General features: G+C 65.5%; 14 protein-coding genes. 4 read left to right on the forward strand and 10 right to left on the reverse strand.

Annotated features, from left to right (window positions below; translation table 11 throughout):
• Position 1 precedes the first annotated feature (1 nt).
• From ACQPYH_RS28090 to ACQPYH_RS28125, 8 genes are all read right to left on the reverse strand, one after another.
• Positions 2-835, reverse strand: a complete 834-nt coding sequence (locus ACQPYH_RS28090) for a carbohydrate ABC transporter permease (protein WP_432877126.1) — start codon at positions 833-835, stop codon at positions 2-4.
• Positions 832-1,749: a carbohydrate ABC transporter permease gene (locus ACQPYH_RS28095; protein ID WP_363873986.1), complete on the reverse strand. Its 918-nt coding sequence runs from the start codon at positions 1,747-1,749 to the stop codon at positions 832-834. The genes ACQPYH_RS28090 and ACQPYH_RS28095 overlap by 4 nt, the downstream gene beginning before the upstream one ends.
• The gene (locus ACQPYH_RS28100) at positions 1,746-2,735 is read right to left on the reverse strand and encodes a LacI family DNA-binding transcriptional regulator (protein WP_432877129.1); all 990 of its coding nucleotides are present in this window, start codon (positions 2,733-2,735) and stop codon (positions 1,746-1,748) included. Before ACQPYH_RS28100 ends, ACQPYH_RS28095 begins: the two co-directional genes overlap by 4 nt.
• Positions 2,736-2,833: 98 nt before the next feature.
• Positions 2,834-3,784: a potassium channel family protein gene (locus ACQPYH_RS28105; RefSeq protein ID WP_371403377.1), complete on the reverse strand. Its 951-nt coding sequence runs from the start codon at positions 3,782-3,784 to the stop codon at positions 2,834-2,836.
• Positions 3,756-4,865 carry a GNAT family N-acetyltransferase gene (locus ACQPYH_RS28110; RefSeq protein ID WP_432877132.1) on the reverse strand — a complete coding sequence of 370 codons (1,110 nt, stop codon included), beginning with the start codon at positions 4,863-4,865 and terminating at the stop codon, positions 3,756-3,758. The genes ACQPYH_RS28105 and ACQPYH_RS28110 overlap by 29 nt, the downstream gene beginning before the upstream one ends.
• Positions 4,866-4,947: 82 nt before the next feature.
• Entirely contained in the window at positions 4,948-5,355 is a 408-nt protein-coding gene (locus ACQPYH_RS28115) for a hypothetical protein (RefSeq protein ID WP_432877134.1), read from the reverse strand.
• 279 nt (positions 5,356-5,634) lie between these two features.
• A complete protein-coding gene (locus tag ACQPYH_RS28120) occupies positions 5,635-6,852 on the reverse strand; it encodes an MFS transporter (protein WP_432877137.1) in 1,218 nt (405 codons plus the stop codon).
• On the reverse strand, positions 6,842-7,417 hold the full coding sequence (locus ACQPYH_RS28125) for a helix-turn-helix domain-containing protein (RefSeq protein ID WP_432877139.1): 576 nt from the start codon (positions 7,415-7,417) through the stop codon (positions 6,842-6,844). The genes ACQPYH_RS28120 and ACQPYH_RS28125 overlap by 11 nt, the downstream gene beginning before the upstream one ends.
• Positions 7,418-7,548: 131 nt before the next feature.
• On the opposite strand from ACQPYH_RS28125, the gene ACQPYH_RS28130 reads away from it, so the two are divergent.
• Together ACQPYH_RS28130 and ACQPYH_RS28135 are read left to right on the forward strand one after the other, a co-directional pair.
• Positions 7,549-7,884 carry a hypothetical protein gene (locus ACQPYH_RS28130; protein ID WP_432877141.1) on the forward strand — a complete coding sequence of 112 codons (336 nt, stop codon included), beginning with the start codon at positions 7,549-7,551 and terminating at the stop codon, positions 7,882-7,884.
• A gap of 803 nt (positions 7,885-8,687) precedes the next feature.
• Positions 8,688-9,437: a hypothetical protein gene (locus tag ACQPYH_RS28135; protein ID WP_432877144.1), complete on the forward strand. Its 750-nt coding sequence runs from the start codon at positions 8,688-8,690 to the stop codon at positions 9,435-9,437.
• Positions 9,438-9,460: 23 nt separating this feature from the next.
• Here the strand turns inward: ACQPYH_RS28135 and ACQPYH_RS28140 are convergent, their stop codons facing one another.
• Both ACQPYH_RS28140 and ACQPYH_RS28145 read right to left on the reverse strand, forming a co-directional pair.
• The gene (locus ACQPYH_RS28140) at positions 9,461-9,919 is read right to left on the reverse strand and encodes a PPC domain-containing DNA-binding protein (protein WP_432877147.1); all 459 of its coding nucleotides are present in this window, start codon (positions 9,917-9,919) and stop codon (positions 9,461-9,463) included.
• Complete coding sequence (locus ACQPYH_RS28145) at positions 9,906-11,336, reverse strand: hypothetical protein (RefSeq protein WP_432877150.1); 1,431 nt, start codon at positions 11,334-11,336, stop codon at positions 9,906-9,908. The genes ACQPYH_RS28140 and ACQPYH_RS28145 overlap by 14 nt, the downstream gene beginning before the upstream one ends.
• Before the next feature lie 149 nt (positions 11,337-11,485).
• On the opposite strand from ACQPYH_RS28145, the gene ACQPYH_RS28150 reads away from it, so the two are divergent.
• The gene (locus ACQPYH_RS28150; RefSeq protein WP_432877152.1) at positions 11,486-12,229 is read left to right on the forward strand and encodes a helix-turn-helix domain-containing protein; all 744 of its coding nucleotides are present in this window, start codon (positions 11,486-11,488) and stop codon (positions 12,227-12,229) included.
• Entirely contained in the window at positions 12,229-12,705 is a 477-nt protein-coding gene (locus tag ACQPYH_RS28155) for an NUDIX hydrolase (RefSeq protein ID WP_432877155.1), read from the forward strand. The genes ACQPYH_RS28150 and ACQPYH_RS28155 overlap by 1 nt, the downstream gene beginning before the upstream one ends.
• Positions 12,706-12,711: the final 6 nt, after the last annotated feature.

Raw genomic sequence — 12,711 nt, forward strand, 5'->3', positions numbered from 1 at the left:
TCTAACCCTTGACTGCGCCGCTCAGCAGGCCGGAAGTCAACCGGCGCTGCAGGAAGGCGAAAAACACCAGGCTTGGGACAGTTGCGAGTACGGACGCGGCCGCCAACGGGCCGAACTGCACCTGGCCCTCGGCACCGACGAAGCGGGCGAGCACCAGCGGAAGTGTCTTGAGTTGCGGGTCCTGCAACAGGACCAGGGCGAAGAAGAACTCGTTCCACGCCGAGATGAAGGTGAACATCGCGGTCGCGATCAGGCCCGGCCGGAGCAGCGGCATCACGATCAAGACGATCGTCCGCACCCGGCTCGCGCCGTCGACCGACGCCGCCTCTTCCAGCTCGCGCGGCACGGCAGCGACGTACCCCTGCAGCATCCACAGCGCGAACGGGAGCGACCAGACCATGTAGACGATCACCACGCCGGGGATCGTGTTCGTCAGGTGCAGCGGGCGCAGGATCATGAACAGCGGGATCACGATCAGGATCACCGGGAATACCTGGCTGACCAGGATCCAGCCGTTCGTGAGCGGCCGCAGCCGGCTGCGGAAACGGGCCAGTGCGTACGAGACCGGCAGCGCGACGATCAGCACCAGGATCGTGCTGTAGACCGAGATCTGCAGGCTGTTGCCGAGACCGCGGACCAGGCCCTGTTCGTTCAGCGCGTCGGTGTAGTTGGAGAAGTCGACGTGCTTCGGCAGGATCGACGGGTTGATGCTCGCGAACTCCTGCGGCGACTTGAGCGAGCTGGTGATCAGCCAGAGCAGCGGGAAGCCGAGGAAGATCAGGTACGCCAGGACCGCGATGTACTGGAGCGCGCGGGTGGTGGGTCGGGTTCTCATGCTTCGCTCCTCAACCGGTTCCGCAGGTAGAAGAAGAGGAAGAGGATGATGATGACGACCATCACGTCACCCATCGCCGCGGCCATTCCGAAGTTGCCGTAGCGGAAGGCCTCGTTGTACGCGAACAGCATCGGCAGCATCGTCTTGCCGCCCGGCCCGCCGGCGGTCAGGACGTACACCAGGCCGAACGAGTTGAAGTTCCAGATCATGTCCAGGCTGGTGATCGCGACGATGACGGTCCGGAGCTGCGGGAGCGTGATGTTCCAGAACTGGCTCCACGCGCCGGCGCCGTCGACCGCGGCCGCTTCGTACAGGGTGCGGTCGATTCCTTGCAGGCCGGCGAGGAGCGTGACCGTGGTCATCGGCATACCGACCCAGATACCGACCACGATGACGGCCGGCAGCGCCGTACTGAAGTTGCCGAGGAAGTTGATCGGGTGGTCGGTGAGGTGCAGGTTCTGCAGGATCTCGTTGACCGGGCCGTTGGTCGGGTGTAGCAGGAGGCGCCACATGATCGCGACGACCACCGGGGGCATCGCCCACGGGATCAGCGCCAGGGTGCGGGCGACGCCGCGGAACTTGATGTCGGTGTTGAGGAGGAGCGCGAGGCCGAGCGCCGCGACGAACTGGAGGATCGTGACCGACAGGGTCCAGATCACGCCGATCCGGAACGAGTCCCAGAACAGGTTGTTGTGCAACAGCTTGCTGAAGTTGTCGAAGCCGACGAAGTTCGTCTCGACGTGCAGGCCGGCCCGCGCGTCGGTGAAGCCGAGCGCGATGCCGCGGATCAGCGGGTAGACGCTCAGGATCAGCACCGGCAGCAAGGCCGGCAGGAACAGGAAGATCGCTTCCCTGTTCTGCTTGGGCTTACCCGGCTTCTGGACCTGCGTCGGCGCGGTCAGGGTCGCCGTCACGGGGTGGACCTCCTGATACTCAACGACGGCTGTACGACGATGCGCCGCGGCGTCCGGTCGTTGTCCTCGATCCTTGCCAACAGCAACTCAGCCGCCCGCCGCCCCCGCTCGGCCGACCCCAGATTCACACTCGTCAACGTCGGAAAACACTGCTCGGCCAACTCACTGTCATCCATCCCCACCACCGCAACATCCCCCGGCACGTCCAACCCAACGGCAGCCAACTCATGCATCAGTCCGACCGCCAACAAATCGTTCGCACAGATCACCGCATCAAAGCCGCCGGCGGTCAGTAGGTCGGGGGCGGCGGCGCGGCCGGCGGCGAAGGTGAAGTCTGTTGCCTCGGCAAGTGCGATGGGCTCCAACCCGTGTGTCTTAAGGGCATCCGTGAAGCCTTTGGCTCGGGCGCCACCAGGGACGGTGTCTGCCGGTCCATTCAGGAAAGCGATGCGCCGGCGCCCTTGGGCGACCAGGTGTTCTACGGCGAGCAGCATGCCCTTGGGGGAATTGGCTCGGACGGTGTCTACGCCGGCTTTGGCGGGGACGTTACCGGCGACAACCACCGGCACCTCGCACTCGCGGATCGACTTGACCAGGTCTTCGTCGACGCGGATCGGGCTGATCAGCAGGCCGTCGGCGTACCCTCGCGCCATCCCCCGGACCAGCGCGACCTCGTCGACCACATCAGGCCCGGTCGTCGTCACCACCAGCCGATAGCCCGCAGCGGACACGACCTCCTCGACGGCTCGCATCATCGTCACGTAGACCGGGTTACCGACGTCCGCGACCGCCAGCGTCAACTGGAACGTCCGCCCGACCTTGAGCGACCGAGCCCGCGCATCCGGCACATACCCCAGCTCCTGCACCGCCCGCTGGACCCGCTCGACCATCTCCTCGGTGGCAGGCAACCCGTTCAGAACGCGCGACACCGACGCCACCGAGACCCCCGCCGCCCGGGCCACCCCAGCAATCGTCGGACGACTCACGCCGACCTCCTGTAATCGTTCTTGTAATCGTTTACAAGCCCGACATTAGGACGCGACTGGCCCGACGGTCAACCTCGGGGCCTGAACCAACCTGTGACTTATTCCTCGGTCTCGTCTGCGCCGGGGCGTTCGGCCCAGGGGGTTTCCTTGGCGGGGCGTACGACGATGAGTTTGTCGCCGGCGGCCAGGACCGAGACGTTGGAGTCGTAGTAGCGGTGGACCTTGCCGTCGCGGACGACCGAGACGACGCGGTCGGGGACGGCGGACGGAGGCTTTCCGACCTCGCGGCCGAGGACGGGGCGTTCGGCGACCTCGAGGCCCTCGCCGTACGTGAGGAGGTCTTCCATCACCTCGCCGAGGTTCGGGCTGACCGACGTCAGGCCGAGCAAGCGGCCGACGGCCTCCGACGACGTGACGACGGCGTCGGCGCCGCTCTGCCGGAGCAGCGGGACGTTGTCCTCCTCGCGGACCGCGACGACGACATGCGCGTTCGGGTTCAACTGCCGCACCGCCAGCGTGACCAGGACGGCCGAGTCGTCCCGGTCGGTCGTCACGATCACCTCGCGCGCGGTCATCACCTCGGCGCGACGCAGTACGGTCCGGTTGGTCGCGTCGCCGTGGAAGGCGGCCATCTGGTCGTTGCCCGCGTCACCGATCGCCTGCGCCCGCGGGTCGATCACCACGATGTTGTCGCGCTTGACCCCGTTGCTGATCAGCGTCTGTACGGCGGAGCGGCCCTTGGTGCCGTAGCCGACGACGATGGTGTGGTCCTTCATCCGTTTCCTCCAGCGCGTGTCGCGCATGATCCGGCGACCCTCGTTGGCCAGCACTTCCAGTGTCGTACCGACCAGAACCACCAGGAACGCGATCCGCAGCGGAGTCACGATGAAGGCGTTCACCAGCCGGGCAGTGGGCGTCACCGGTGTGATGTCGCCGTACCCGGTCGTGGTGAGCGTGACGGTTGCGTAGTAGATGCTGTCGATCAGCCCGACTTTGCCGTCGTAGCTGTCCCGGTACCCGTCACGGTCGACCACCACGATCAGCACCATCACGGTCAGCAGCCCCAGCGCGATCAGGATTCGGCTGAAGAGCTGAAAGAGCGGCGAGCGAGTGCTCGCGGGCAGGTTGACCAGCAGACCGTGGGGGTTCCGACCGGTGGGAAGGGGTGGCACGCGTACGACGATATTGCACCGCAGGCCGATCCACCGCATGCGACAGGCTCCGGTCGGACAGAGCGACACTCACCATCAGACTGTCGCCGTCCCGGACCACCCGCGAGCGCATCCGCAGCCGCTCCAAAGTCCGGAGCATCGCGTGGTTCTCCGGCTGCACCATGCACACGATACGGTCGGCGCCCAGCGCTCGCGCCTCCCCCACCACCTGGCGCAGCAACCGGAGTCCGAGCCCCTGTCCCTGCCAGCCGTCCTCGACCAGTACGGCGACCTCCATCGTCGTGCTGCCCAGCTCCTCCCACGGCGCCGCCGTCGCCATCCCGATCACGGCGCCGTCCACGTCCGCGACCACTGACACGCCACCGGCTGGTGCGGACAAGTGCCTCGCAGTACGGGCAGTCAGCTTCGGCATCGGCACGTGGTACCGCCGGGTGCGGCTCTCGTACGAGCACCGCTCGTGCATCGCGACCACAGCGTCAGCGTCCTCGACAGTCGCCGTCCGCAGCACAGGTACGCCGCTGCCGGGCCGAGGCCCTTCCACAGTGTCGAACCGCTCCGCCAGCCGCCCAGCGATCTCCACGAGGACGTCGGCCCGCGCCCACTCCGCCGGCGTGTACTCGTCGAAGCCCTGCAGGTTCCCCAGCTCCTCGTCGACGGACACCGGGTCGTCGATCAACCGCAGTACGGCGCGTAGATAGCGCGTCGGTGCATCACTCAGTACGTCGGCCTGGCACGGGCGGACCGTCGTACCGACGCAGCCGGCCTCGGCCGCGAGTGCAGTCAGGTCCTCGGCGCTCCAGCCGACACCGGTGGAGACCACCAGCTCGTCGACGGCGCCGGTCTCGGCGGTGAAGACCTCGAGGCTGAGGATGTTGATGTCGTCCGCACCACACCGTGCAGCGAGTTCGGCCAGTGCACCGGGCCGGTCGGCGAGTTCGGTCCTGATCTTCCAGAGCATGCGGACGCCCTCCCTCGTGGAAACGTGCTTCCACTGTCCGCCGCGCCTGTTGCCCCGCCGGGTCCGGGATGTTACGCCCGCGTCAACCTTTGCGTCGCACCTTCGGCAGGTGCGGTCTCGGCACGTGCGGTCTCGGCTTCCGCGCAGCGAGTACGACGGCAGGCTCGCGCTTGTCCAGGTCCGCGTGCCGCAGCAGCTCGGGGTACGTCGCCTGCGGCACCGGCGGGTACGTCGTGACGATCGCGTCGCCGGAGAACACGAAGAAGATCGCCTGACCGTCCTTGATCACCTTCAGCAAGGACCCGTCGCGCACGGTGAGGGCATGCTCGACCGCCTTACGGCGCGCGGACCGCTTCGCCCACGCGGCCTGCACAGCCTGCTGCGCAGGCTCACGCCCGTGCCGCACCGCCTCGACGATCAACGGCCCGTACCGCACGCCGTACTTGACGACGTTCTTGGCCAGCTTGCCCTGCCCCTTGCCACCCGCCATAACCCGAGGGTACTGACCGCGCCGGTCAGGCGGGTTTCAGTACCCATCATCACTCGACGATGCTCGACGTTTGGCGACCTCCCACGGAACAGCGACGGAACACGAGATCAGCGTCCAGGCACGCGCGAAGCCGTCTATGCGAAGCCGTCTAACACGAAGCCCAACTAGAACATGTCTTCCCTTAAGCGTGGAGATCGGAACAGTGTCGTGAACTGTGGGTATGCGTGGTGGCGGTGTCGTCGACGGGCGTCGGAGGCATTGAGAAAGTTGGTGTCGGTGTTAGAGCTCTGAGCCGCGCACGGACTTGGTCGCAGCGATTGCTGCTGCGAGCAGGCAGACCACGGCGCATCCGGCGAAGAAGGCGCCTGTTCCCCAGACGGCCGCGACTACGCCGGTGACCGGGTACAGGAGTGGGGTGAGGCCCACGGTGGAGAGGGAGGTCACCGAACTGATTCTGCCGAGGTAGTAAGGATCGGTTTTGCGTTGGAGTAGGGCGTTGCCGAGCGCCGACGCGACGCCGCTGGTCGTTCCGAGCGCAGCCGAACCGGCGATCAGCATGCCGGTGGTGGTCATCTGCCCCAAGGCGCCGACCAGAACGGCGGTCGCTAGCAGGGAGCACGCGAGTGCGACGCCTGCCCGCGGGATGCGGTTCAGAGCGGTGAGCAGAATCCCGGCGACGGCACCTCCAATGCTGAACGCGCTGAGCGTCCATCCGAGGGCGGCCGCGGCCCAGTGGCGTTCGGCGATCAGCAGGACCAGACCGATGCCTACCGGACCGCTGAAGCAGAGATCGCCCAGCCCAACGACCACAACCAGCCGAGTCAGTTGCCGGTTTCGTCGTAGGTGCTGCAGCCCATCCTTGAGGTCGGCGAGTGGTGAGGCTGTCGACGGCACGCTGGGTTGTATCCGGTGCAGGCGCACCGCAAGCAGAAGACCGACGGACAGGGTGAACAGCAAGCCGGCCAGACCGAACCCTGCGGCAACTCCTGCGGCAGTCAACACGATCGCGGCGATCATTGGACCAACCGCGTTGCTGAGCCGGACAGCCAGTATCCGCAGTCCTTGAACCCGGCCGAGTTGGCCCACATCGGTGAGCCGTCCGGCCAGCGCACCAACCGCGGGCATGAACAGTGCGTCGATCACGCCGAAGATCAGCGCGACGGCGAACAGCATCGACAGCCGAGTGGTCGCGAACTGCATCAGCGCGGCAGCGCCGAACACGATCAGGCAGCGGGCGAGATCGCTGCCGATCACCACTCGGCGCGGCCCGTACCGGTCGGCGATCACGCCGCCCACCAGCATCAGCACTGCTCGGGGAATGGCCCCCACGGCCAGCACTGCGCCGACCTGGGCGGGCCCGGCCATCCGGGTGACCGCCCAGGACAGGGTGAGAAAGAAGACGACGTCGCCGCTGACGGACGCGGTGTAGGCCGCCACCCAGCGCAGAACATTGCCGTCCCGGTAGGCGACGCTGGGAGCTGCACCGCTAAGCGTCATCGTCCGGCTCTGGCAGCGGAAACGCGTGCAACTGGACGGCTACCGGCGCGCCAGCGGCGTTGGCGCGGTCGCGGTACTTCTTGATCACCGCAGCCAGCTCGGACTTCGCCTCGTTGAGTTCCGCCGGCGTCAGTTGCAGCGTGTAGTTGCTGAACGTGGACGCCTCGTACCAGTCGTCCGGCTGCAGCGGCGCCGTGTAGGCGAGCCGTCGCAACTGTTCGCTGTACGCGAGCACCACCGCGTGCAGGTATGCCCTGCTGTCCTGTCGCTCGTCGGGACCGCCGTTTGCCGGATCGTGCACGGACGACCGATGCCGGGCCCGCCACCAGCGGTCGCGCCGGTTACCGCGCTCGAGGTCCTCCTCGATCAGACCTCCGTCTGCCAACCGCCGCAGGTGATAGCTCGCTGCACCCGAGTCGATCTCGTAATGCGCCGCAAGCTGCCGCGCTGTCGCAGGACCACGCTGCCGCAGATGCTCCAGCAAAGTCAGCCGCATCGGATGAGCCAGCACCCGCAAGGTAGCTGCATCCAAGACGATGTCGCCCGGCAACTCCTCATCGCTCATAGCTCCACCCTAACCCAGAAGAGTTCTTCGCGAAGACTTCTTCCTCATTGGGTGCGGCTTGGTGCCCTTCTCTCGGCAGCCCATCACCGACCCGGTAGAACATATGTTCGGATAGACGCTACTCTGGAACCATGCTTGGTCGTTTCACGGTTCGCCCGTCCGACGACGGATCCAAGAGGTTCGGCGTCTGGGACGGTGCGGTCAACGGGTGGCGTGCAACAGGGATCGATGAAGAGGAGAAGGCCTACGAGTTGGCCTCCGATTTGGACGTGCAGTACGACGCGCACGGGCCACGCCCAGCCGACGCCGTCCGCCACGTAGAGCCTGCCCAAGTGGTCCAGTGCGCCGCCTGGTCTACCGGCGAACTGGACGTCTGGATCCGCGACAACGGCGAATGGCTAGGTCGCGTCCGCGACAAGGATGGGCACGTCACCTGGATACCCGGCTCGAACCTCAGACCGTCCTGACCGTGCAGGGGTCTGATCGGGCGCATGCGACCAGTTCGTTGGTCGACGGGTCACCCGTTGCGGCGAACCGTCAGAGGCCAGATCAGGCTCCGCCGCGATCGCGTCGAACGAATCCTTGACTGGTTGGGGACCCTCCATCGCATGGCTGTGCTCAGTGGTCGTCGCTCACCGACGGCAGACCGTCATAGGGGCTGGGCACCAAGTCCCGCCACCTTCACCCGCAGCCCAACAGAACCTGCAAATTGCAGGAAGTGGCAACACTGAAGGGTGGCTGCGAGGCGGTCTAGACCATACGTTCGAAACGCGCCGTTTGGCCGGGCCCGACCAAACGTTGCGGTCGGTGTCACACACCGGGAGGGTTTAGCAGCTTCGGCGCACCCGCCATGTGCTGCCGCTTGTCTATTCGCGCTCCTGCTGCGAAGACACGCCAATCTCTGATTTCGGAAGAAGCTCTGGGGAGGTAATCCGTCATGCACTCGAAGACTCGCGTTGCACTATTGGCAGCGCCTGTATTGCTGGTATCACTCATCAGCGGCATCGGTCAGGCCGTTGCATCGCCAGCACCCGAACCAGCGACAATCGTCGTCCCGACACCCACGCCGGACACTGTGCAGGGGTTCTGGCACACCTACCGCGAGAACTACTTCACGACCGAGGACACGTGCAACACATTCGGCTACGGCGCCACTGGGAATCGGACAGGCACCGGCTACATTCCCGGGACTACCAACTGGGACTGTTGGCTGCGCGGAAGTGATGTGAAGTACTCGATCGACCTCTACTACGAAGGGTAGCCTCCGAGGATGCGTAGCCTCAGCGAACTGGTGCTGGCTCAAGGCCAAACAGTGTCCGCCGTGGGTTGGCTCGACGGGCCAACCGACGACCGCGTTCTCTGCGTTTCGCCCTCATGGCGCGACGATCGCCGGGTCAGAGTGCAGGGCGGATTCGTCTCCGTTTCGCCACCACCCGCTGAGGCTGACGCACTCAGGTCGGCGCCCCATGAGTTCGTGCGCGTCGACGGGACCTGGCAAGACGGGGCGGTGGCCGATGCTCGAATTGTGGAGCACCTGGCAACGAACCAGCCTGTGTCCGCGCGCTCGGCGGCAGTCGTTGTACAGCCGACACAGCAGCAGCAGAGAGTTTTGTCGGACCTGCTCAAGGCAGGCGTTGTCGTCTGGTATCGGGCTGTCCGGCGGGCAGACGGCACCCGGGTTCTGCGCGTGGGGACCGCCGACCCCTTGGCAACCGAATCTATGCTCACCGCCAAGGGGCTGAAAGGCGCCCACGTCGTTGAAGTCGCGTGGACTGCTGAGGATGTCGAGGCTGCCCGGGCCGACCTCAACCGTCACGCCGAGACGTGGCACATAGCAGCAACTGGTGGCGGCGGTGTCGCAGCCGACGCCGACCTACCTGGATTCTCCGCTGAAGTTCTCTACGTCGAATCCGACTTCGCGGCCTGGGCCGATGCCTTGCCACAAGGCCTGCTTGAGGCGACGGTACTGATCCAGCCCGAAAGGCGACAAGCCACTGGCACGAATGACGCCGAGAACTGAACCTGGCTTCGAAGATTCGGGACCTACTCGAACGCGAGCAACGGCACGTTGTACAGGGCGGGCTGCCGCGGGCGCGAGAAGGCAGGCGCAGTGACCTCGACGAGGTACAGCTCAGTGAGGAACTGGATCTTGGCGCCGAGCAGATGGCTGGTGTGGGCGGTGGCCGACTGCGCCTTCAGGCCAACTGACACGTGGATGTGCGGCAACACAATCCCAGACTCCTGGTCATACGCCAGCGAGCCGCCGCCGATCGCTTCCACGTTCTCGAGGTGTACGGCGCTCCACACCGGCGCGTCCGGATTCTCGAGCTTCTCGCACGTGCCAACCAACTGCACGTCGCGCATGCCGGCGATAAACATCGGGATGAAGCCCTGCCGCACGTCGTACTCCGCGCAGAACTCGGCCAGCGCCGGATAGAAGTCGTCACCGTGGTCGAAGTGGACGGCGAAGGTCCGGCCCATCGTCAGTTCAGCGGCGCGCAAGCTCAGCTCCTTGGACAGTGTCGATGTAGGCAACGTACCGAATCGCAGTGTTGAGCCCCTGCATCGACAGCAGGCGACTCCGCGGTTGGGCGATGTCCTCGACGCCCGCGACAGCGAGCTCTTCGCATCGGCGCTGGAACCACGGCCAGGGCACGTTCAGGTAGCAGGCGATCGCTCGGAGCCGCCGGTCGGAAGTTGGCTCCGCGACCAGCGACTGCGAGGAGACCTGGCGCGCGACATCCCGAAAGACCGACCGGCATGACGGTGGCGCACTCGCATCGACGTACCAGAGCCCGGAGCCGCCCAACCAGTTTGCGACGATCGCTTCCTCTCCCAGTACAAAACCTTCGACCGCCGCATGCTCGGGCTCCGAACTCAGCTCGACGGTGATCCCGAACGCTTCCATCAGCGCGACGGCGAGCAATAGCAACACCCGTTCATACATGGGCGACTCGCCAACATCCAGATCCGTGATGCAGAACCCTCGACGCATCCCCGGGAACCACCGCGACGTACGCCGCAGGTACTCGAACTTGTGGCGCCAGAACAGCCAAGATGCTGCCTCCTCACCACGCCTCTCCCGGGTCCAGAAGAACGGTTGCCCCGACACCCGATTGAGGTTCCGGGTGATGTGCCGAGCGCAGAACCGCGACCCAATCCACTGCCCTGCTACCGCATTCAGCGTCGGCACCTCGCTCATCGGCACATCCGACGTACGACGTCCCTCGTAGCGCGCTAGCCGATCCTGACTGCTCATCAACTGGGAGTCGTCGGCCAGGAGCGCGACGTCTGTGTTTGCGGCTGCCCAGATGATGCCGACCGTTAGGTCATCAAGGATCGCCGCCGAAGAGATCGGCTGCGGACCCTGACGGCGGCCGACCCGGTCGACGAACCTCCGCCCATCCGACACGTAGTACCGCTGCTCGCCATCAGCCACGATCACCAACGAACGACGGTCCGGGCGATTCAGCGGTGCGTCCTTGCCGGGGTCGACCATCAACCACCCCTCCCCCGGCAACTCCACCTCGCAGAAGTGAGCCGCCACATCCACACCTGAGTACGAGCGGCCTGCGGGAAGTCGCAGGGTGTCGACCTCGGCCGGCAGCCGCTGGCCGGGCAAGAGATCGAGAAGCGAGGCTGGCGCTGGTATCGGCCTCACACTCAGGCGTCGCTTGAAGAAGCCGAGATCCGCCGGCTCAGGCTTGTGCAGTACGCGCCCCAGAGCTTCTCGAACATCGGCGGATGGCCAGGTGTACCAACCGCACTCCCAATCCGAGATCGACTTGGCAGTAATGACCGTCGCCCGCCCGGTCAGGTGGTAAATCTCGGCACTGACCAGGTCCGCGAGCCGGCCCTGCGACATGTTGCCGCGCGCCTGCCGGAGAAGCTGATTCGGCTGCCGCTTCCGGTCAGCCATGGCCTTGCGCATTGGACGTCTGGCAATGCCTCCTCGTCATGACGCCAAGCATCGCTGCTACGACCAGGACAGCGTCACGACACAACAAGACATCTCCAGGACGTCTTGGTTGACCTCAAAATGTCTCGAAATGTCTTAGGTTAGATCCCGTGCCTAACGAACGACTGCGAGCCGCCATGGTCGAACAAGGCCTGACCCATCATGCACTCGCAGAGGAGCTGGGAGTCAACGTCAAGTCCGTCGAACGCTGGATCGGCGGCGAGATCGTTCCCTTCCCGCGGAACCGCCACCGCCTGGCGATTCGTCTGGGGCGCGATGAATCCTACCTATGGCCGGACACTCTGACCCGGGATCGAGCTGCGGCTCTGGCCGAGAGCGAGCTCGTCCGCATCTATCCGCACCGCGCGGACGTCACGGCGGACGACTGGCGACAGCTCTTCGAGTCCGGGAACGCCGAGATCGGCATCCTGGTCTACGCGGGTCTGTTCCTGGCTGAGGACAGCGGCTTGCAACGAATCCTCCGCAAGAAGGCCAAGTCAGGCGCGCGCATACGCATCCTGCTGGGCGATCCAGACGATGCACACGTCGCCGAGCGAGGTGAGGAGGAAGGCATCGGCCACGCGCTCGCCGCAAAGATCCGCAACGCACAGGTCCTGTACCGCGGCCTTGTGGATGCACCCGGCATCGATTTTCGACTGCACCGTACCGTGCTCTACAACTCGATCTTCCGCGCTGACGACCGACTGTTCGTGAACACCCACATCTACGGCCTGCCCGCAGCACAGGCGCCGGTGTGGCACCTTCGCAAGATCCCGGGCGGCGAACTCGCTCGGCACTACTTGGAGAGCTTCGAGCGGGTCTGGGATGCCGCAACACCGATGACGGAGTCATGATGGCGCGCCGAATCGACTATTACGATGATCCGGACGCGCCTGCCGCGAACAGCATGGTCCCGTCGGTCAACGTCGTCATCGAGAACGAGGCCGGCGAGATCCTGATGATCGAGCGCTCCGACAACGGCAACTGGGCGCTGCCCGGCGGTGCGATCGACCTCGGCGAGTCCATGTCGCAGGCCGGCGTACGCGAAACCAAAGAGGAGACCGGCATCGACTCCGAGATCCTGGACGTCCTCGGCATCTACACGGATCCCAAACACGTCATCCTGTACACCAGCAATGGCGAAGCCCGTCAGGAGTTCTCGATCCTCCTTCGCGGCCGCGCGACCGGCGGAGCGCCGACCCCCAGCGACGAGAGCACGCGCGTCCGATGGATATCACCGGCGGATCTCGACGATCTGCAGATGAATGCCACAATGCGCCGTCGCATTACTCATTATCTCGAGCCGAGCACAACGTTGTACTTCGACTAGCTCGTG

This window comes from Kribbella sp. CA-245084, from assembly GCF_050942355.1.
Classification (GTDB): domain Bacteria; phylum Actinomycetota; class Actinomycetes; order Propionibacteriales; family Kribbellaceae; genus Kribbella.

Excerpts from the sequence above, each read along its gene's own strand:
- ACQPYH_RS28090 (WP_432877126.1), bottom strand. The coding sequence starts at position 835 with ATGAGAACCCGACCCACCACCCGCGCGCTCCAGTACATCGCGGTCCTG.
- ACQPYH_RS28130 (WP_432877141.1), top strand. The coding sequence starts at position 7,549 with ATGCTTGGTCGTTTCACGGTTCGCCCGTCCGACGACGGATCCAAGAGG.
- ACQPYH_RS28145 (WP_432877150.1), bottom strand. The coding sequence starts at position 11,336 with ATGGCTGACCGGAAGCGGCAGCCGAATCAGCTTCTCCGGCAGGCGCGC.
- ACQPYH_RS28105 (WP_371403377.1), bottom strand. The coding sequence starts at position 3,784 with ATGGTGCTGATCGTGGTGGTCGACCGTGACGGGTACCGGGACAGCTAC.
- ACQPYH_RS28115 (WP_432877134.1), bottom strand. The coding sequence starts at position 5,355 with ATGGCGGGTGGCAAGGGGCAGGGCAAGCTGGCCAAGAACGTCGTCAAG.
- ACQPYH_RS28125 (WP_432877139.1), bottom strand. The coding sequence starts at position 7,417 with ATGAGCGATGAGGAGTTGCCGGGCGACATCGTCTTGGATGCAGCTACC.
- ACQPYH_RS28155 (WP_432877155.1), top strand. The coding sequence starts at position 12,229 with ATGGCGCGCCGAATCGACTATTACGATGATCCGGACGCGCCTGCCGCG.
- ACQPYH_RS28110 (WP_432877132.1), bottom strand. The coding sequence starts at position 4,865 with ATGCTCTGGAAGATCAGGACCGAACTCGCCGACCGGCCCGGTGCACTG.
- ACQPYH_RS28135 (WP_432877144.1), top strand. The coding sequence starts at position 8,688 with ATGCGTAGCCTCAGCGAACTGGTGCTGGCTCAAGGCCAAACAGTGTCC.
- ACQPYH_RS28120 (WP_432877137.1), bottom strand. The coding sequence starts at position 6,852 with ATGACGCTTAGCGGTGCAGCTCCCAGCGTCGCCTACCGGGACGGCAAT.